This window comes from Pseudomonas sp. AK106 (assembly GCF_053903055.1).
The window spans coordinates 3,147,643-3,166,586 of record NZ_CP096426.1 but is presented as its reverse complement, the minus strand read 5'-3'; the positions used below and the strand labels follow the sequence as shown (position 1 = coordinate 3,166,586).

The following is an 18,944-nucleotide window of genomic DNA, read 5'->3' as shown; positions in this document are numbered from 1 at the left end:
GGGCATTATAGTAGGTGTCGCAAGGTATGTCGGCTCACGCCCGTCCGCCGAAATCCAGCCCGGAGGCGCGCAGCAGTTCCTGGGTGTAGGGCTGGCGCGGATGACCGAAGATAACCCGCGCCGGCCCTTGCTCGACCACTTTGCCGTCCTTGATCACCAGCACGTCGTGGGCCAATGCATGCACCACCGCCAGGTCGTGGCTGATGAACAGATAACTGAGGCCGTGACGAATCTGCAAATCCCGCAGCAAGGCAATGATCTGTTTTTGCACGGTGCGGTCCAGCGCGGAAGTGGGCTCGTCTAGCAAGATCAGCTCCGGTTCCAGCACCAGCGCCCGGGCTATGGCCACACGCTGTCGCTGACCGCCGGAGAATTCATGGGGGTAACGGTGACGGCTCTCCGGGTCGAGACCGACTTCGCCGAGCACGCGGATCACCGTCTGTTCACGTTGGGCCGGTGTGCCGATGCCGTGGGTCAGCAGCCCTTCGGCGATGATCTGCTGCACCGTCATGCGCGGACTCAAGCTGCCGAAAGGGTCCTGAAACACCACCTGAATGCGCTTGCGCAACGGCCGCATCAGTTGCTGGCTGCGCAGGCTCAGCTCCTTGTTGGCGAAACGGATGCTGCCTTCGGAATCGATCAGCCGCAGGATCGCCTGGCCCAGGGTCGATTTGCCCGAGCCGGACTCGCCGACGATGCCCAGGGTCTGGCCTTTCAACAGCTCGAAACTCACCCCGTCCACCGCCTTGATGTACTGCCGCTCGCGCCGCAACAACGGCTTGGGCAGGGGAAACCAGACCTTCAGCGCGTCCACCGACAGCAGGGTCTGGGTGTGCTCGCCGGGCACCGGTTCGCCGTCGGGTTCGGCATTGATCAGCAGGCGGCTGTAGGGGTGTTGCGCAGCGGCGAACAGCGTCTGGCAATCCGCCTGCTCGACGATTTCGCCGGCGCGCATCACGCAGACCCGCTGGGCGATGCGCCGGACCAGATTGAGGTCATGGCTGATCAGCAGCAGCGACATGCCCAGCCGTTGTTGCAGGGATTTGAGCAGTTCGAGAATCTTGAGCTGCACCGTCACGTCCAGTGCCGTGGTGGGCTCGTCGGCGATCAGCAGCTCGGGTTCATTGGCCAGCGCCATGGCAATCATCACCCGCTGGCGCTGCCCGCCGGACAGTTGATGGGGCAGGGCCTTGAGCCGCTGCGGCGGGTTCTGGATGCCCACCAGCCCGAGCAGTTCCAGAGTGCGCTCGCGGGCGGCCTTGCCCTTGAGGCCCTTGTGCATGGCGAGGATTTCGCCGATCTGTTTCTCCACAGTGTGCAACGGGTTCAGCGAGGTCATCGGCTCCTGAAAGATCATGGCGATGCGGTTGCCACGCAGCCCCCGCAGCACCTTGTCGCTGGCGTGCAGCAGGTCGACGCCCTTGTAACGAATGCTGCCCTGGGTGCTCACGGACTTGGCCGGCAGCAGCCGCAGGATCGAGTGCGCGGTCACCGACTTGCCCGAACCGGACTCACCGACCAGCGCCAGGCACTCGCCGGGCTGGATGTCGAGGTCGAGGCCGTGCACCACTTCGGCGCCGTTGAAAGCGACGCGCAGGTTGCGGATCTGGATCAGAGGGTCAGTCATGGCAGCGCTCAAGTCCGTGGGTCGAAGGCGTCACGGCAGGCTTCGCCGATGAACACCAGCAGTGTGAGAATCAACGCCAGGGCGCAGAACGCCGTGACGCCCAGCCACGGCGCTTGCAAGTTGCGTTTGGCCTGACCGATGAGTTCGCCTAGGGACGCGCTTTCGGCGGGCATGCCGAAGCCAAGGAAATCCAGCGCGGTGAGGGTGGCGATGGCGCCGGTCACAATGAACGGCAAGTAGGTGAGGGTGCTGGTCATGGCGTTGGGCAGAATGTGTCGCCACATCAGCGCGCCGTCGCTGAGGCCCAGGGCGCGGGCGGCTTTGACGTATTCCAGATTGCGCCCGCGCAGGAACTCGGCGCGGACCACGTCGACCAGCGCCAGCCAGGAAAACAGCGACATGATTCCCAGCAGCCACCCGAAGTCCGGCTCGACGAAGCCCGACAGAATGATCAGCAGGTACAGCACCGGCAGCCCCGACCAGACCTCCTGCAAGCGCTGGCCGATCAAATCCGCCAGCCCGCCGTAATAGCCCTGAATCGCTCCGGCGAACACGCCGATCACCGTGCTGATGGCGGTCAGCGCCAACGCGAAGAGTATCGATACGCGGGTGCCGAACAGCACCCGCGCCATGACGTCCCGCGCCTGGTCGTCGGTGCCCAGCCAGTTGCGCGCGCTGGGCGGGCTGGGGGAGGGCTCGCGCAGTTCGTAATTGACTGTGTCGTAGCTGAAGGGGATCGGCGCGAAGAGCATCCAGCCGCCCTTGTCGACGATCAGTTTGCGCACGTAATCGCTGGAGTAGTCCGGCTCGAAGGGCAGTTCGCCGCCGAAGTCGGTCTCCAGGTACTGGTGCATCGCCGGGAAGTACAGCTCGCCCTGATAGCGCACGATCAGCGGCTTGTCGTTGGCGATCAGTTCGCCGCACAGGCAAATCACCAGCAGCGCCACGAACAGCCACAGCGACCACCAGCCACGCCGGTTGGCCTTGAAGTTGGCGATGCGGCGCTGGTTTTGCGGGGAAAACTCGAACATCAGGCGCTCCTCGCGGAAAAGTCGATGCGCGGGTCGACCAGCGTGTAGCACAGGTCGCCCACCAGCTTGATCAACAGGCCGAACAGGGTGAACAGAAACAGCGTGCCGAAGACCACCGGGTAATCCCGGGACACCGCCGCTTCGTAGCTCATGCGGCCGATGCCATCGAGGCCGAAGATGGTTTCGATCAGCAGCGAGCCGGCGAAGAACACCTCAATCAGCGCCTGGGGAATGCCCGCCACCACCAGCAGCATGGCGTTGCGGAACACATGGCCGTAGAGCACGCGCTGCTCGCTGAGACCCTTGGCCCGTGCGGTGACCACGTACTGGCGACCGATCTCGTTGAGGAAGCTGTTTTTGGTGAGGATGGTCAGGGTGGCGAAGCCGCCTATGACCAGCGCACTGACCGGCAGCACCAGATGCCACAGGTAATCGCGCAGCTTGCCCAGCGGCGAGAGGCTGGCGAAGTCGTCGGAGAACAGCCCTTGGGCCGGAAACCAGCTCCAGTAGCTGCCGCCGGCAAACACCACGATCAGCAGAATGGCGAACAGGAACGCCGGGATGGCGTAGCCGATGATGATCAGCGTGCTGCTCCAGACATCGAAGCGGCTGCCATGGAGCACGGCCTTGCGGATGCCCAGCGGGATCGAGATCAGGTACGTGATCAGGGTCGCCCAGAGCCCGAGGGATAGGGTCACCGGCAGCTTTTGCAGGATCAACCCGGTCACCGTGGCGCCGCGAAAAAAGCTGCTGCCGAAATCCAGCTGCGCGTAATGGGTGAGCATCAGCCACAGGCGCTCGTGCAGCGGTTTGTCGAAACCGTATTGGTGCTTGATCGCTTCGACCAGCTCCGGGTCCAGGCCTTGGGCGCCCCGGCTGATGCCGCCGGTGGCCGCGACCTCGCCACCGCCGCCACCGATGCCGCCCGCCGGGCCCATGCCCTGAACCCGGGCGATGGCTTGCTCGACGGGACCGCCCGGGGCGGCCTGCACGATGAGGAAGTTGACCACCAGAATGCACAGCAGCGTGGGAATGATCAGCAGCAGTCGACGCAGGGTGTAGGCGAGCATGTCACTGGCCCTCCGTTGTTGGTGCAGCACGGCTATTAGCGCTGTTGCTGTGTGTCGCCAGCTGCGCGGCCATCTGCGCATCGGTCAGCGGCACGCGGCTGACTTCCCACCAGCTTTCCAGACCGACGTCATAGATCGGTTCGATCGCCGGCCGGCCAAAGCGGTTGGCGAACACCACTGGCGTGCCCTGGGAGTAATAGTTTGGAATCATGTAGAAACCCCAGAGCAGCACCCGATCCAAGGCGCGGGCGTAGTGCAGCATGTCGTTGCGGTTGTTGGCCGCCACCAGACCATCGATAAGGCGATCGACCGCCGGATTGCGCAGCACCATGGCGTTGGAACTGCCGACCTGCCGCGCGCTTTGCGAGCCGAACAGGTTGTACAGCTCGCGGCCGGGGGAGAGGATCGGATTGCCGTTGCTCGGCAGCGTGACCACGATCATGTCGTAGTCCCGGGCGTTCAGGCGGTTCATGTACTGCGCCGAGTCCACGCGACGAAAATTCAGGGTGATGCCGATCTGCGCCAGCACCCGCTTGTACGGCAGCACCAGCCGCTCGAAACCGCCCTGGCCGTCGAGGAAGGAAAACTCCAGCGGCTGACCGGCGGCGTTCACCAGCCGGTTGTTCTTCGCGTGCCAGCCGGCCTCGGCCAGCAGTTTGAGGGCCTTGAGCTGCTTGTCGCGGATGTAGCCGCTGCCGTCGGTCTTCGGTGCGCGCCAGACCTGATCGAAGACTTCGTCCGGGATCTGCCCGCGCAGGGGCTCGAGGAGGCTCAGCTCCTGGGCGTCGGGCAGCTCGGTGGCGGCCATCTCGCTCTTCGGGAAGTAGGTTTGTTCGCGCACATAGAAGTTGCGCATGATCTGGCCGTTGACCCACTCGAAATCCCAGAGCATCGCCAGGGCCTCACGGACACGCCGGTCCTGGAACATCGGCTTGTCGAGATTGAACACGAAGCCCTGACCGGCCACCGGGCGGCGTTTAGCCAGAATGGTCTTTTGCAGACGGCCCTCCTGCAAGCTCGGCGCGGTGTAGCCGACGACGTAGCCAGCCGAGGAGAACTCGCGGTTGTAATCGAAGTTGCCGGCCTGGACCAGTTGCCGGGCCACGTCGACATCGCCGTAGAAATTCACCGTCAGTGCGTCGAAGTTGTAGAGCCCACGGCTGACCGGCAGGTCTTTGCCCCACCAGTCCTTGACCCGCTCGAAGCTGACACTGCGCCCGGCGTCGACCCGCGAGACCCGATACGGCCCACTGCCCAGTGGCGGTTCGAAGCCGCCGCCCTTGGTGAAGTCGCGGGTTTTCCACCAGTGCTCGGGCAGGATGCGCAGGCTGGCGAGGTCCAGGGCGAGGGTGCGATTGGTGCCGGTTTTGAAATCGAAACGGATCTGCCCCGGCGCTTCGATGACCGCGTCCTTGACGTCAGCGTACAGCGGGCGATAGCTGAAGCTGCCCTGGGTAATTAGCGTCTGCCAGGTGTAGCGCACGTCTTCGGCGGTAATCGGCGTGCCGTCATCGAAACGCGCCTTGGGGTTGAGGTAGAAACGCACCCAGAGGTTATCGGGGTCGCGCTCCATTTTCTCGGCGACCAATCCGTACACCGTGTAGGGCTCGTCCAGTGAGCGATAGGCCAGCGGCGCATACACCCACGTGTCGATCTGGCTCACGGAAATGCCCTGATCGACATAGGGCGTGAGGTAGTTGAACTGGCCGATCTCCTCGGACGCGCGGCTCATGGAACCGCCTTTGGGCGCATCAGGGTCGACGTAATCGAAGTGCTGGAAATCAGCGGCGTATTTCGGCGCTTCGCCATAGACGGTCAGCGCATGCACCGCCGCGGCAGACACTTGGGAGATACCCAGCAGCAGCGAGCCAGACAACAGCACCGAGTACAGCAATGCCCCGCCCGGTAAGCGGCGCGGCAGAGGAAAGGGGGTGGCGGACATGCGGACATCCTTGAGTGCAGCCCGACGCGCCGGATCACCTGCGCGTCGGGCGTCAGCGCTTAGAAGTGGTACGTGGCCCGCGCAAAAAGCGTGCGGCCCAGTGGATCGGCGTAACGAGGGTCATAGCCGGACTGGAAGTTGTAGGCCTGGTTGGTGAACGGCGGGTCGCGGTCGAACAGGTTGCGCACGCCGGCATCGACGTCCAGCACCTTCTCGAAGGTGTGGCCCACCGACAGGTCCCACAGCGAGTACGACGGCACGGTACCGTTGGTGCTGCGGTCGTAGTCGTTGTAGCCGCTGGTGAAGCGGTTGGTCAGGGAGGCACGGCTGTCGCCCAGGGTCCAGCTGCCGATCAACACGTGTTTCCAGCGCGCGATCACGCCATCACCCTGGAAGTCGCCGACCTTGTCGGTGTATGGACCGTCGATGATGTTCTGGAAGTCATAGCGGTTGACGTAGGTCCCGGTCAGCCCCAGACCGAACTGGCCATACGGCGTGTTCGGGAAGCGGTAATCCAGGGTCACGTCGACACCATTGGTCTTGACGATGCCCAGGTTGGAGTTGCCGGTGACGATGTTGGCGATGGAGCCGTCGGCGTTGCGGATGATGCGGTCGCCGTACAGGTCCGATTGGTCGAACACGGTGGATTCAGGAAACGACTGAATCTGGTTGGAAATGTGAATCCACCAGAAATCCAGGCCCATGGAGAGGTTGTTCATCGGCTGATAAACGAAGCCCAGGGTCACGTTGCGGGCTTTCTCCGGGGACAGGCTCGCGTTGCCACCGCTGCGGTTGAGGAACTGCTGATTGCAGTCACGCCCGGCCTGACCGCCCGGTTGCACGGTACCGCCGGCGCACAGCGTCGGGTCGTCGTAATAACCCTGGCTGTAGGCCAGGCTCTGCGGGGCGTACAGCTCGTACAGCGACGGCGCACGGAAACCTTCGCTGTACGCGCCGCGCATGACCAGCTCTTTGAACGGCTGGAAGCGGAACGAGTATTTCGGGTTGGTGGTGCTGCCGAAGTCGCTGTATTTGTCGTGGCGCACGGCAGCGGTCAGTTCCAGGCTGTCGATCACGGGGACGTTCAGCTCGGCGTATTCGGCCTTGACGCTGCGATCGCCGGACACGGAACCGGCCGAGTCCAGGCCCAGGCTGTCGATGTCATCGACGAAGTCCTCGTAGTTCTGGTGCAGCTTTTCCTTGCGGTATTCGCCGCCCAGCGCCAGACCGGATTCCCCGGCGCCGAACCAGTTGCCGATCTCGCGGCTGATACGTCCGTCCACGCCATAAACGCGGCCAACGGCGGTGGAGTATTCGCCGTGGTACGCCGCATCGTCGATGTACTGCTGACCCGCCGCCGATTGCGCGCCGAACGGGTTGAGCAGGCCGCTGGCCAGGCCCGCTTTGAGGGCGGCGTCGCTGGCGTAACCCGATGTCACGCTGGAAACGACTTTGCTCTGGTTGTAGTTGGCGCCCAGGTTGTAATCCCAGCCGCCGACGGTGCCGTCGAAGGTCAGCAACAGGCGCTGGTTGGTGTTCTGGTCCTTGCTGCCACGGGGGCCCGCGGCGGTCTCACGCCAGGCGGTGTCCACCGGTTGGGTCGGGTCGAGGGCGAAGTTGTTCGGGCCGGGGGTGATGCCGTTGCCCGGGTAGTAGGGCGAAGACGGGTCGATGCTCAGGCCGGTCAACGGCGCCGGGCCGATGCTGGTGGCGTTGTTGTTGCGGGCAAAGAAGTATTCGAGGCTGACGTTGTGGTCTTCGGCCAGCTTGCCGGTGGCGCGACCGAAGAACGAGGTCTTCTCGGTCTGCGGCACCAGGTCGATGTAATCGCGGGTGCTGAACCGGCACAGCCCGTTCACGCTCACCAGACCAGGTCCCGCGCAGTTGGGCGCGAGGGGGTTGGTGCTGTTGTTGCTCTGGTAGTAGTTGCCGGGATAAGCGGTGCCGGAGGTCTGGTTGAGGCCGCGGCCCGGGACGTAATCCTTGTCGAACGAACGGTCGTTGGCGTCGAGGTTCTGCTGCTTGTTGTAGTTGAACACGCCCATGACGTTGAAGCGGTCTTCGTCCAGATCGCCGAAACCCCAGCTGGCGCTGACGTCTTTGCTGGCGCCGCCACCGCTGGCGGTCGGGGTGTCGCCGCCGAGGCTCAGGGTGCCGTCGGTCAGGGATTTCTTGGTGATGAAGTTGATCACGCCGCCGATGGCGTCGGTGCCGTACAGCGCCGAGGCACCGTCGCGCAGCACTTCGATGCGGTCGATGGCGGCGAACGGAATCATGTTCAGGTCGATGGCGCTGCCGTTGGGCGTGCCGACGCCGGACAAGGCGTTGTTGGCCAGACGGCGGCCGTTGAGCAGGATGAGCGTTTTGTTGGCGCCGATGCCGCGCATGTCGGCATAGGAAGCGCCGCCAGTGGACGCACCGACCGAGCCTGCGCTGTTCATCATCGACTGGCTGCCGGTGATGCGCTGGACCATCTGCTCGGTGGTGGTCACGCCTTGCTTCTTCAGTTCGTCGGCACGCAGGATGGTCACCGGCACGGCGGTTTCCGCATCGGCCCGGCGCACGGCCGAACCGGTCACTTCCACCCGTTTGAGCTGGGTGGTCGCCGGCGCAGCAGCCACCGCCGCCGCGGGGACAGCGGCTTCACTGCCAGGTGCGGCATCGGCGGCGCTGTCCGTGCTGTCGGCGCCATAGGCCGGGCTCATGCCGACCGCCAGTGCGCAGATCAGCGCACGGGGGTGGCGTTGTACGGCAACAACAAGGGGCTTGAGGGTAAAACCGGGAAAGCTCATCAGCATGGTAGTTTCCGACTTATTCCAGATGTTATTGAAATGGCCTTGTGAGCCCTCGTTGCTCCGACACGGTGATGGCGGTCGGGAATTTCCTTATTTCAAACAAGCCGCTCCCCTCCGGGGCAAAAACCCGGACGGCGGTGAATCGGGAGTAGGGTGCGCAGGGCCGCAGCGGGGTGCGGCGCCTGCTTCAGGTGCAGATCAGGTGCGGGTCATGTGTCGATCATTTGGACGTCATCACTGAAATCCTGGTGATGCCCGAGCGCTCGATCGACGCCATCGCCTTGGCCACCTGGCCGTAGTTGACGTTGGTGTCGGCCTGCAATTGCACGCGCACCTCCGGGTCCTTGGCCTTGACGTCCTTGAGGCTGAGCTCCAGGGATTCCGGCGCGACTTCGGATTTGGCCAGGTAGAACTTGCCGTCCTGATCGACGCTGACCACCACCGGGTCTTTCTTGTCGGCGGGCGCGACGGCGTCGGTTTTCGGCAGGTTGACCTTGATGGCGTTGGTCATCAGCGGCGCGGTGACGATGAACACCACCAGCAGCACAAGCATCACGTCCACCAGCGGCGTGACGTTCATTTCGCTGAGCACTTCATCGCTGTCTTGGGTGGAGAACGACATCAGCTCGCCTCCCGCACAGTCTGGCTGTGCTTGCTGGCGATGGCCTGACGGTTAATGGCGAAGGCGCTGCGCTGGGCGAGGGCGTCGAAGTCGTGGGCGAAGTCATCCATGTCGGCGACGGCGAGCTTGAGACGGCGCAGGAAGAAGTTGTAGATCAGCACTGCCGGGACCGCGACGGCGATGCCGACACCGGTGGCAATCAGGGCGTGACCGATGGGGCCGGCCACGGTTTCCAGGCTCGCCGAACCGCTGGCGCCGATGCTTTGCAGCGCTTCCATGATGCCCCAGACCGTACCGAACAGGCCGATGAACGGCGCCGTGCTGCCGATACTGGCGAGGATGGCCTGGCCGGCTTCCAGGGCGCGGCGTTCTTTCTGGATCTGCTGGCGCAGGTTGCGCTCCAGCCGGTCGGAGCGGTTGATGGTGTGGGCGAGCTGCTGGGTGTTGCGCGGCGTGTCGTCCACTGCCATGGCTTCGAAACCGCTGTTGGCGATCCGCGCCAGTGAGCCCGGGTATTGACTGGAGTGCTCGGCGGCGGTGAGCAGATCCGGCGCTGCCCAGAACGCTTTGGCGAACTGTTTGTTTTGGGTCTTCAAGCGTACGTACTGTGCGGATTTGATCAGCAACAGTCCCCAGCTCAGCACCGAAAACACCACCAGCGCCCAGAGCACGCCGGGGACAATCATCGAAGAGATCGATTCGTTCATGGTTACACCTCACCCGCTATATAAAGAGTTGTTGTTGATGGGCTGACCGGGTTCATTCGGGCAGCTTGAAGTCGATGGTTTGCGTCGCGAAGCCTTCGATCGGGGTGTCGCCGCGCTTGGCCGGAATAAATTTCCAGTTGCGCACCGTTTCCACCGCTGCATCGTCCAGCACCTGCTTGCCGCTGGACTTGGTCACCTCCACCGTGCCGGCGCGGCCGTTGGGCAGCACCTTGATGCGCAGGATCACGCGGCCTTCCATGCCCTTGCGCAGTGCCGCACCGGGGTATTCCGGTGGCGGGTTGCCCAGGCTGGCGAGCCCGGAAATCGCGGCCGATTCCTTGACCGGTGCCGCCGGTGCAGCCGCCGGGGCAGCGGGGGCAGGCGAAGGTGACGGGGCGGCCGGCGCAGGCGGGCTCGGCGCAGCGGGTGCTGGCGGTGCGGGCGGCGTTGGCTTTTTCACCGGTTCGGGTTTCTTCACCGGCTTGGGCTTCTCGACCTTCGGTTTCTCGACGGGCTTCTCCACCGGTTTCGGCGGCCGCTTGAGCGCGTCGGGGTCCTCGACCGGTTGCTCCGGTTCGGGAGGCGGCGGAGGCGGTGGTGGCTCGGGCAGAGGCGGCGGGGGTGGCTCAGGTGGCGTTTGGGGCGTTGGCGGTGTCGGGCTGGTCAATTCGACGGTCATCTCGGGCACTTGCGGCGCAACTTCCGGGACGTCGGCTTTAGCGGTCTGCATATACCACCAGAGGGCGCCGTGAATAAGGACCGAGGCGGCAATCAATATCAACACGTGCGTGCGGCTTAGTTCACCCGGGCGCGATGTGTTTTCCTTGAAAGGAATACGCGGCCAGGCCATGGACAGTTCGTCCGGTGCCGGGTCAGGTATGGCTTTCGTTTTTACCGCGTCATTCATTAAAGCTCCCTCGGGTTGTTGAAGGGCAATAAGGGTCCGTTCAAACAAGTTGCCGTGCTTGAAGTTGACGTCCGTGCTGTCGGATGCACGAGGCCTGGGAAAGCAGGTCTTTAAGAGAACTGCCTTTATAAGTGCTGTTGCAGCGTGGGCTATGGAGAAGACATTGAATTTCCCTGATTTCTTGTTGAGTACGAAGACGTACGTCTTTATTTCAGAATGACTACCTAACGATCATCGCTATTGCAACCGCTATGCCAGCGCAGGGCTCTAGCGCGGCATTTATGGCCTGGGGCGGGGCGATGTCGCATTCCTGTAACTTTTTAGCGAATTTCATTTGATCGGGCTCCGTTCACGTTATGGAGGCAGGGACAGTTACCTGAACAGGGGGCGAACCTATTCATTCAGGTTCACCGCGTGGTTGCGCGTTGACCTGTTCCGGTTGAATCAGAAGTGCAATGCACCAAACGTGATTAAGTAGGTGCAAGTTGGTGCGTGAGTATTCAAGTGATCATTGGGGTGTTTCCTGAAAGTGTGACTTGTCGGTCAGGGGGTGGAGAGTCGTTATCGTTGTCGTGCACTGACTAAAAATGATCAGTGATGCCTTTTAGTGTGTGCAGATCAACAGCGAGCAATCGAGCGGGTAATTCAAAACGTTATGGGAGCAGGCGCGCCTGTCCCGAATTGGAACAATAAAAAGTGGCTACTGAATCGCTATAAAAGCGGCAGCCGTTGAAACGAAATAAAGGTAAGGCACTGCAGCGCATTGGCGCTGGGTTTCAGCCGGAGCGCTGAAGGGAGATGGGGCGGATGGCAGGCTCGCTGACGGAGGCGTGCAGCGGATAAGGCGAGGCGCGGCGTGGGCGGATCGGGTGTGAGGGGCGCATGTCTGGCACGAATCGAATTCCTTATCGACGGACGCCAGACTTCTGGTCGGCGTCCTGCACTGTTTCGGACGGGGTAGTGTCCGGTTTCTGCCCGTGGGTGCGGGGTGCGCACCGTTTGGCAGCGTAGACTCGCGGCAGCCTGGGCTGGACGCGAAGCGTTTCGTGGTACTGACGTTCCACAACAGAAACACTAGAAAGAAGTGTGCCAAAACGTGTCCGGTTGTAACATTTTTGACGCAGTGTCCCTTTTCCGTGGCGTTCGGCCTGTCTGGTAAGCGCCTGTCCCCCGGTGCCACTACCTTTGGAGCGCATCAATGAGCCACTTTTTTCCTGATCGTCCGGGTTATCGCCCGCTTCGCGAACGCTTCATGGCGGCAGCCACGGCCGCTGGCGCACGATTGAGCGAATACGTCCACCCGCTGACGGGGCCGTTTGGCGAGACGCTGGCCACGGATGTCGCCTGGCTCGGCGACCCGGGTGCGCAGCGGGTGTTGGTGGCGTTGAGCGGCACCCATGGCGTCGAGGGCTATTACGGTTCCGATTGCCAGAGCCGCTGGCTCGAGGGTTTTGACCCACGCTCGTTGCCCGAGGGCGTGGCGATCATGATGACTCACCTGATCAACCCCTGGGGCACGGCGTGGATGCGCCGGGTCAATGAGGACAACCTCGATCAGAACCGCAACTATCTCGACTTCAGCCGGCCATTGCCGGACAACCGCGACTATGCCGATGTCCACGCTATCTATGCCTGCAATCAGTTGCGCGGGCCCCGGCGGGATCAGGCTGACGCGTTGTTTCAGGCAGCGATCGACGCGCGGGGTTGGGCAGGGCTGATGTCGGTGGTGGAGGCGGGGCAATACGCATTCCCCGATGGCCTGTTCTTCGGCGGCCGCGAGCCGAGCTGGTCCAATCGCACGCTGCGCAGCATCGTCGGGCAGTATTTGCAGGACGCCGAGGTGGTGACCTGTTTTGACCTGCACACCGGCGCCGGTGCTTACGGTCATCCGATGCTGATGAGTATCGTTGAATCCGCCTACCCGGCGCTGGAGGACGCGAAAGCGTTATTCGGGCCGTGGCTGTTCACCCTGATCACCGGCGCCAATCGGGTCAGCGAAACGGGTGTCGCGGCGACGTCCACCGGCTACACCTCGCAGATGCTCCTCGACGCGCTGCCGGGTGTGCACCTGATGCCGTTTGTCATTGAATGCGGCACGTACCCGGGCGCAGACGTACATGGGCATTTGCGTGACGATCACTGGCTGCACCTGCACGGCGACCCGCTGGACGAAACCGGGCGGCGGATCAAGCAGGGGCTGCTGGAGCAGTTCTATCCGGCGGACCCGGACTGGCAGGAAGTGGCGTGGGTCAGGACGCGGCAGGTATGGGACCGGGCGCTGGCGGCGTTGCCGGGGATTCGTGCAACCAAATAATGGGTCGAGCGCGGGGGGAGGACTCCGGTCCTCCAGACAACGCGCTATCTCGCAGCGAACACTGTCCGTTAACCCACCAGCAGCCGCTGCGCCAGCGCTGGCAACAGCACCTCGCACGACGCTTCTATCTTGAGATCCAGCAGATCATCCGCCCGGGTTTTGCCCAGGTTGATGGCGATCAGCGGTTTGCCCTGATCGCTGATGGCGCGGCACAGGCGAAACGCCGAAAACGCCATCAACGATGAGCCCACGACCAGCAGGCCCTGGGCTTCTTCCACGCGCTGCATGGCCTTGGCTGCAGTAGGCGGCGCGACGTTTTCACCGAAAAACACCACGTCAGGTTTCATTCGCTCGCCGCCGCAATGGGGGCAGTGGGGCACCTGGAAGCGCTCTTCGAACGCCGGGTCGAGCAGGGTATCGCCATCGGGCGCCTGCACCGCATCGACGCCCGCCAGGTAGGGATTTTGTTCAACGAGGGTCAACTGAATGATGTCGCGCTCGGTGCGCTGGCGGCAGTCCAGGCACAGCACCCAATGCAGGCTGCCGTGCAACTCCACCCCATCATGGCTGCCGGCCTGATCGTGCAAGGTGTCGACGTTCTGAGTGATCACGCCGCTGATGAAGTCGTGCTGCTGCAAGCGCGCAATCGCTTCGTGGGCGGCGTTGGGTTGCGCGGCGCGGACGCGGGGCCAGCCGAGCATCGCCCGGGCCCAGTAACGGCGCCGGGCCTCGGGTGCATTGAGGAATTCCTGAAACATCATCGGCTGCCGACCCCGACGCACGCCCTCGCTGTCGCGGTAATCCGGGATTCCGGAGGAGGTGCTGATCCCGGCGCCGGTCAGGACGACGAACGAGCGGTCGTGCATCCAGTGCAGCAGGGTGTCGACGTGGGTGTCAGGTCCATCAGGCATGCACAGGTCCTCTTGATCGGCTGTGCGCTGATACTAGTAGGACCGGCTCCGTGCGGGAAGGGGCCCCAGTGAGCACCTTCAATTCTGCAGCGTGACGCCTGACGTCTTCCCGGCTGAAGCCAGTCCTACAGGTTGACCGCGTTGTGTCAGTCGGACCACTGCAAATCTCCGGTGGCGCCGCGGTCAATTTGTAGGACAGGCTTCAGCCGGGAAGGGGCCGGTGCGAGCACTATCAATCTCGAACCCGGCCCTGACCGTACCTAGCTCAACAACTCCGCAAACGCCTTGTCATCCTCCAGCACCTTCGGCAGGGCGGCGAACAGGGCATCCAGGTCAATCCCGTCCAGCAACGGCCCGTCGACTTCCTGCCTGGCCTGCGCGGTGGCGCCGCCGTGATTCTCCAGCGCGGCAGAAATGGTCAATGCCTGAGCCACGATCCGGGGCTGGGTCGCATCCCCCGGCGCCTGCATGGGCCGCGCCTGATAGGCGATGGCGTTCTGGATGACCTCCGGCAATCCCCAGCGCCGGGCCAGTTCCGCGCCGACTTCCGGGTAGCCAAAGCCCAGCTGCAGCGTTTCGATGGCCGCGCGGCCGGTCGTCCCGGTCTTGGTCACGCTGTTGATGCGCTCGGCAACGGCGGGCGCGCCGGTCTGGATCAGCAGTTCGCCGATGTCGTGCATGACCCCGCAGGTGAAGGCGATTTCCGCATCGGCGCCGGACTGTTTCGCCAGCAAACGGCAGATCCCCGCCACCTGAAAACTCTTCAGCCAGAAGCCCTTCAGATCAAAACTCGGGCCTGCCTTGAACGCGCCGGTCACCGCCGACGCCAGCACCAGCGTGCGCAGAGTGTTGAAGCCCAGGCGCATGGCCGCGTCCTCGATGCTCGACGACTCCCGGGCCCCGCGAAAGCGCGCGGAGTTGGCCAGCCGCAGAATCTTCGCCGCGATCACCGGGTCCTTTTCGATGTTGCCGGCAATGCTGCCCAGGTCCGACGACGGGCTGTCGAGTTGTTTGATCAGGTCCTGCGCCACCTTGGGAATGCTGGGAAGACTGCTCAAATCGGCGAACAATTGATCGATACCCATGGGTGCTGCTCCTGTCTCGGACGATTTACACACCATAGGCAACATTGGCGAAACTGCACGGGTCGGCCGGCGGTTTTGCTACAGACGACACAAACCCCGATGCTTGAGTCGGGCCGCCCAGGATCTTTTTCAGCTCATCTGCCGCGGAGGCGGTTTGCGGGGAGAAAAATCAGTAATATGGCGGCACACCGGAACGGGTCGCGTCCTGCTCCGGGCCTTATCGATGAAACGCCAGACGCCGGACACTCCCGGCCGCGCTGGCCTGGACATAGAGGGTGTCATGGGTAACGACAGCATTAACTGGGACAAGCTCGGCTTCGACTACATCAAGACCGACAAACGCTATCTGGCTCACTGGCGCGATGGCGAGTGGGACCAAGGCACCCTGACCGAAGACAACGTGCTGCACATCAGCGAAGGCTCGACCGCGCTGCATTACGGTCAGCAATGCTTCGAAGGCCTCAAGGCCTATCGCGCCAAAGACGGCTCGATCAACCTCTTCCGCCCCGACCAGAACGCCGCGCGCATGCAGCGCAGTTGCAGCCGCCTGTTGATGCCCCATGTGCCGACCGAGCAGTTCATCGAAGCGTGCAAGCAAGTGGTCCGCGCCAACGAGCGTTTCATCCCGCCGTACGGCACCGGCGGCGCGTTGTACCTGCGCCCGTTCGTGATCGGCGTCGGTGACAACATTGGCGTGCGCGCTGCGCCCGAGTTCATCTTCTCGGTGTTTTGCATCCCGGTGGGCCCGTACTTCAAGGGCGGCATGAAGCCCCACAACTTCGTCATCTCCAGCTACGACCGCGCCGCACCACAAGGCACCGGCGCGGCGAAAGTCGGCGGTAACTATGCCGCGAGCATGATGCCCGGCGCCGAGGCCAAGAAAGCCAACTTCGCCGACGCCATCTACCTCGATCCGTTGACCCACACCAAGATCGAAGAAGTCGGCTCGGCCAACTTCTTCGGGATCACCCACGACGACCAGTTCATCACCCCGAAATCGCCGTCCGTGCTGCCAGGCATCACTCGTCTGTCGTTGATCGAACTGGCGCAGAGCCGTCTGGGACTGAAGGTCACCGAGGGCGAGGTGTTCATCGACAAGCTCGACCTGTTCAAGGAAGCCGGCGCGTGCGGCACCGCGGCGGTGATCACCCCGATCGGCGGCATCAGCTACAAAGACAAACTGCACGTGTTCCACAGCGAAACCGACGTCGGTCCCGTGACCCAGCGCCTGTACAAAGAGCTGACCGGCATTCAGTCCGGGGACATCGAAGGCCCGGCGGGCTGGATCGTCAAAGTCTGATCCGACGCGTCCTGCACGTCCGAAAGCCACCGCCTTGCGCGGTGGTTTTTTTTTGCCTTCGATTTGGTCAGGTACGTCATCGCAGACGTCAGGGTATGAAACCACTGAACTGATCACCCGGTGCAACGCCGGTGGGTGAGCTAGGGTTCAAGCGCGCGCGTTCTTTTAGTGGGCCCGGCTTTGGCGGGTGATTTAGCCAAAACACCTGCCGGAAATTGACCGACGTCCGTCACCGACGACAAAAAAGGATACCTCATGCACCCACCCGTCTGGTTCCGTCCCGGCGCTTTCAACCGGCCGCTGACCCTGTCCCTCGGCCTGCTCGCCGCCACCCTGGTGTCCAGTGCATGGGCAGACGACTATCCCCACGCCCAGGAACCCATTGGCACGGTCGAGCAGATCTACGACGGCGCCATGCTCCCGGACCTGGCGGTCAGCACCTATCGCAATATCGGCCGACTGTTCCCCACCCACACGATCAAGGCCGGCGATCACCCCTATGCGCTGCCGAAGTCGGATCGGCAACTGCCCAACGTGCGCTTCACCGTCGAGGGCAAAAAGTACGACCTCTATGACTTCGTGGCGCTGGACAGTATTACCGCGATGCTGGTGATCAAGGACGGCAAGATCGTCTTCGAAACCTACCAGCGCGGCAACACTGAAAAGACCCGCTGGATGTCGATGTCCATGGCCAAGTCCATCACCTCGACCCTGACGGCGGCGGCGATCAGGGATGGCCTGATCAAGGGCCTTGACGCCCAGGTGGTCGACTACGTGCCGGCCCTCAAAGGCAGCGCCTACGACGGGGTGACCGTGCGCAACGTGCTGATGATGTCGTCGGGTGTGAAGTGGAACGAGACCTACACCGATCCGGCGTCGGACCGGCGGGCGTTGCTCAAGGCGCAGATTTCCCAGCAGCCTCACTCGGCCATGGCGCTGATGGCAAGCCTGCCGCGCGCTGCCGAGCCCGGCACGGTGAATAACTACAGCACCGGTGAAACCCAGGTTCTCGGCGAGATTGTGCGGGGTGCGGTGAAGATGCCGCTGGCCGAGTACCTGTCGAAGAAGATCTGGCAGCCGTTCGGCATGGAAAGCGACGCCACCTGGTGGCTGGACTCGCCTGACGGCGTGGAGATCGGCGGCAGCGGCATCAGCGCCACGCTACGGGATTACGGGCGCTTCGGGCTGTTCTTCATGAACGACGGCAAGATCAACGGCACCTCGATTCTGCCCGACGGCTGGGTCAGGGAAGCGACGCTGCCGACCACCCTCAAGGGCGGCAAAAGCCTGGATTACGGCTACATGTGGTGGACCGCCTGGACCGCGCCCTCCGTCAAAGACGGCGCCTATTCGGCGGTCGGCATCCAGGGCCAGAACATCTACGTCAACCCGGCCAATAACGTCGTGATCGTCACCTTCGGCGCACAGCCCAAGCCGGTGGACAAAGAGCCCATCGACCCGATGGCCTTCTTCGATGCGGTGGTCGCGGCGTTGAAGTGACCTTGTATGCATCGCTGGCCCCACCGCGCACGCCTGACCTGCAGGCGCGCGTTTGCCTGCCAAGAGGCGGGCATGGGCACCTCATCCGTTGATGTAATAAATGCACAGCGACAGCGTGACCAGCGAGCCCAGCGTCGAGATCAGGATCGTGCTCGACACCACCGACGCCTCGCGCTTGTAGTACTCGGCCAGCATGAACGGCCCGGTGCCGGTGGGCAGGGCGCTCAACAGCAGGGCAGAGTTGGCCCACAGCGGCGGCAGGTGGAACACCCGATACGCCAGAAACCAGGTGAGCAGGGGGTGAGCGATCAGTTTGATCAGCACCAGCAACGTCGTGCCCTCGCGCGGGCCTTGCTGCTTTTGGGCGAGAAACAGGCCCAGGGAAATCAGCGCGCAGGGTGTCGTCGCAGCCCCCAGCAGGCTGAGGAATGTATCCAGCGCGCCGGGCATTGCCACGCCGGTCGATGCCCAGCAGGCGCCGAGGATGGGCGACACCACCAGCGGGTTTTTCGCCAGCGCCAACAGCACTTTGAGGACGATGCGGTGCACCCGGGCCTCGCTTTGCAGGCCGACTTCGATGCACACCAAGGCGATGCCGAATACCACGCAGACCACCAGCAACGAGGCGATGAGGGCCGGTTCCAGGCCTTCCTGCCCCAGCACCATGACGCACAACGGAATGCCGATGTAGCCGGTGTTGGCATAGGACGCGCTGAGGGCATCAATGCTGGCATCGGCGAAATGGCCGGCCTTGCGGCGCCGCAGCAGTAAGGTCATGACGAACATCGCGAGGGTCGACAGGGTGAAGGTCAGCACGAAGCCCGGGTGCCAGATCTGTGCCCAGGTGGCGTGGGCTGTGGCGGTGAACAGCAGCGCCGGCAAGCACAGCCAGACCACCATTCGATTGATTTCAGACGCGGCGGTCGGTCCGAGGCGGTTGGTGCGGCGACAGAGGTAGCCCACCAGGATGAGCGCGAAGATCGGCAGCAAGACATTCAAAACGGAAGACATCGAACCCGGGCCTATGGCGCAACAAACGAGAGGCGCAGAGTAGAGGGCGCCATCGCCAGGGTGCAACTTTTCTTGTCAGCGAAAAGCAGCGGGGGCGGGCGTTTGGACAGGGTGCTGGCAAA

General features: G+C 63.2%; 14 protein-coding genes. 3 read left to right on the top strand and 11 right to left on the bottom strand.

From position 1 onward, the window contains the following. Positions 1–34: 34 nt before the first annotated feature. The 8 genes from M1E04_RS14120 to M1E04_RS14085 all read right to left on the bottom strand — a co-directional run bounded on the left by M1E04_RS14120 (position 35) and on the right by M1E04_RS14085 (position 10,701). On the bottom strand, positions 35–1,627 hold the full coding sequence (locus M1E04_RS14120; RefSeq protein WP_192131085.1) for an ABC transporter ATP-binding protein: 1,593 nt from the start codon (positions 1,625–1,627) through the stop codon (positions 35–37). Between the two features lie 8 nt (positions 1,628–1,635). Beyond that, positions 1,636–2,658 (bottom strand): ABC transporter permease, encoded by a 1,023-nt coding sequence (locus M1E04_RS14115; RefSeq protein WP_192131087.1) that lies wholly within the window; start codon positions 2,656–2,658, stop codon positions 1,636–1,638. Continuing rightward, positions 2,658–3,728, bottom strand: coding sequence for a microcin C ABC transporter permease YejB (locus tag M1E04_RS14110; RefSeq protein WP_065991468.1), 1,071 nt, complete (start codon positions 3,726–3,728; stop codon positions 2,658–2,660). The genes M1E04_RS14115 and M1E04_RS14110 overlap by 1 nt, the downstream gene beginning before the upstream one ends. Before the next feature lies 1 nt (position 3,729). Continuing rightward, complete coding sequence (locus M1E04_RS14105) at positions 3,730–5,670, bottom strand: extracellular solute-binding protein (RefSeq protein ID WP_456291538.1); 1,941 nt, start codon at positions 5,668–5,670, stop codon at positions 3,730–3,732. A gap of 59 nt (positions 5,671–5,729) precedes the next feature. After that, a complete protein-coding gene (locus M1E04_RS14100) occupies positions 5,730–8,468 on the bottom strand; it encodes a TonB-dependent receptor (protein ID WP_456291537.1) in 2,739 nt (912 codons plus the stop codon). 217 nt (positions 8,469–8,685) lie between these two features. Next, positions 8,686–9,087, bottom strand: coding sequence for an ExbD/TolR family protein (locus M1E04_RS14095; RefSeq protein WP_456291536.1), 402 nt, complete (start codon positions 9,085–9,087; stop codon positions 8,686–8,688). After that, on the bottom strand, positions 9,087–9,794 hold the full coding sequence (locus M1E04_RS14090; RefSeq protein ID WP_141695229.1) for a MotA/TolQ/ExbB proton channel family protein: 708 nt from the start codon (positions 9,792–9,794) through the stop codon (positions 9,087–9,089). The genes M1E04_RS14095 and M1E04_RS14090 overlap by 1 nt, the downstream gene beginning before the upstream one ends. Positions 9,795–9,846: 52 nt before the next feature. After that, entirely contained in the window at positions 9,847–10,701 is an 855-nt protein-coding gene (locus M1E04_RS14085; protein ID WP_456291535.1) for an energy transducer TonB, read from the bottom strand. A gap of 1,198 nt (positions 10,702–11,899) precedes the next feature. Here M1E04_RS14085 and M1E04_RS14080 point away from each other — a divergent pair. Beyond that, positions 11,900–13,015: a DUF2817 domain-containing protein gene (locus tag M1E04_RS14080; protein WP_456291534.1), complete on the top strand. Its 1,116-nt coding sequence runs from the start codon at positions 11,900–11,902 to the stop codon at positions 13,013–13,015. A 68-nt stretch (positions 13,016–13,083) separates the two neighbouring features. Here M1E04_RS14080 and M1E04_RS14075 read toward each other — a convergent pair whose 3' ends face one another. Both M1E04_RS14075 and M1E04_RS14070 read right to left on the bottom strand, forming a co-directional pair. Beyond that, complete coding sequence (locus M1E04_RS14075) at positions 13,084–13,926, bottom strand: NAD-dependent protein deacetylase (protein WP_456291533.1); 843 nt, start codon at positions 13,924–13,926, stop codon at positions 13,084–13,086. 260 nt (positions 13,927–14,186) lie between these two features. Beyond that, positions 14,187–15,011, bottom strand: a complete 825-nt coding sequence (locus M1E04_RS14070) for an HDOD domain-containing protein (RefSeq protein ID WP_456291532.1) — start codon at positions 15,009–15,011, stop codon at positions 14,187–14,189. A gap of 280 nt (positions 15,012–15,291) precedes the next feature. On the opposite strand from M1E04_RS14070, the gene M1E04_RS14065 reads away from it, so the two are divergent. Together M1E04_RS14065 and M1E04_RS14060 are read left to right on the top strand one after the other, a co-directional pair. Continuing rightward, positions 15,292–16,311, top strand: coding sequence for a branched-chain amino acid aminotransferase (locus M1E04_RS14065; protein ID WP_296306259.1), 1,020 nt, complete (start codon positions 15,292–15,294; stop codon positions 16,309–16,311). A 255-nt stretch (positions 16,312–16,566) separates the two neighbouring features. Beyond that, positions 16,567–17,811 (top strand): serine hydrolase domain-containing protein, encoded by a 1,245-nt coding sequence (locus tag M1E04_RS14060; protein ID WP_456291531.1) that lies wholly within the window; start codon positions 16,567–16,569, stop codon positions 17,809–17,811. Positions 17,812–17,892: 81 nt separating this feature from the next. On the opposite strand, the gene M1E04_RS14055 is transcribed toward M1E04_RS14060, so the two are convergent. Beyond that, positions 17,893–18,822, bottom strand: coding sequence for an AEC family transporter (locus tag M1E04_RS14055; RefSeq protein ID WP_456291530.1), 930 nt, complete (start codon positions 18,820–18,822; stop codon positions 17,893–17,895). Positions 18,823–18,944: the final 122 nt, after the last annotated feature.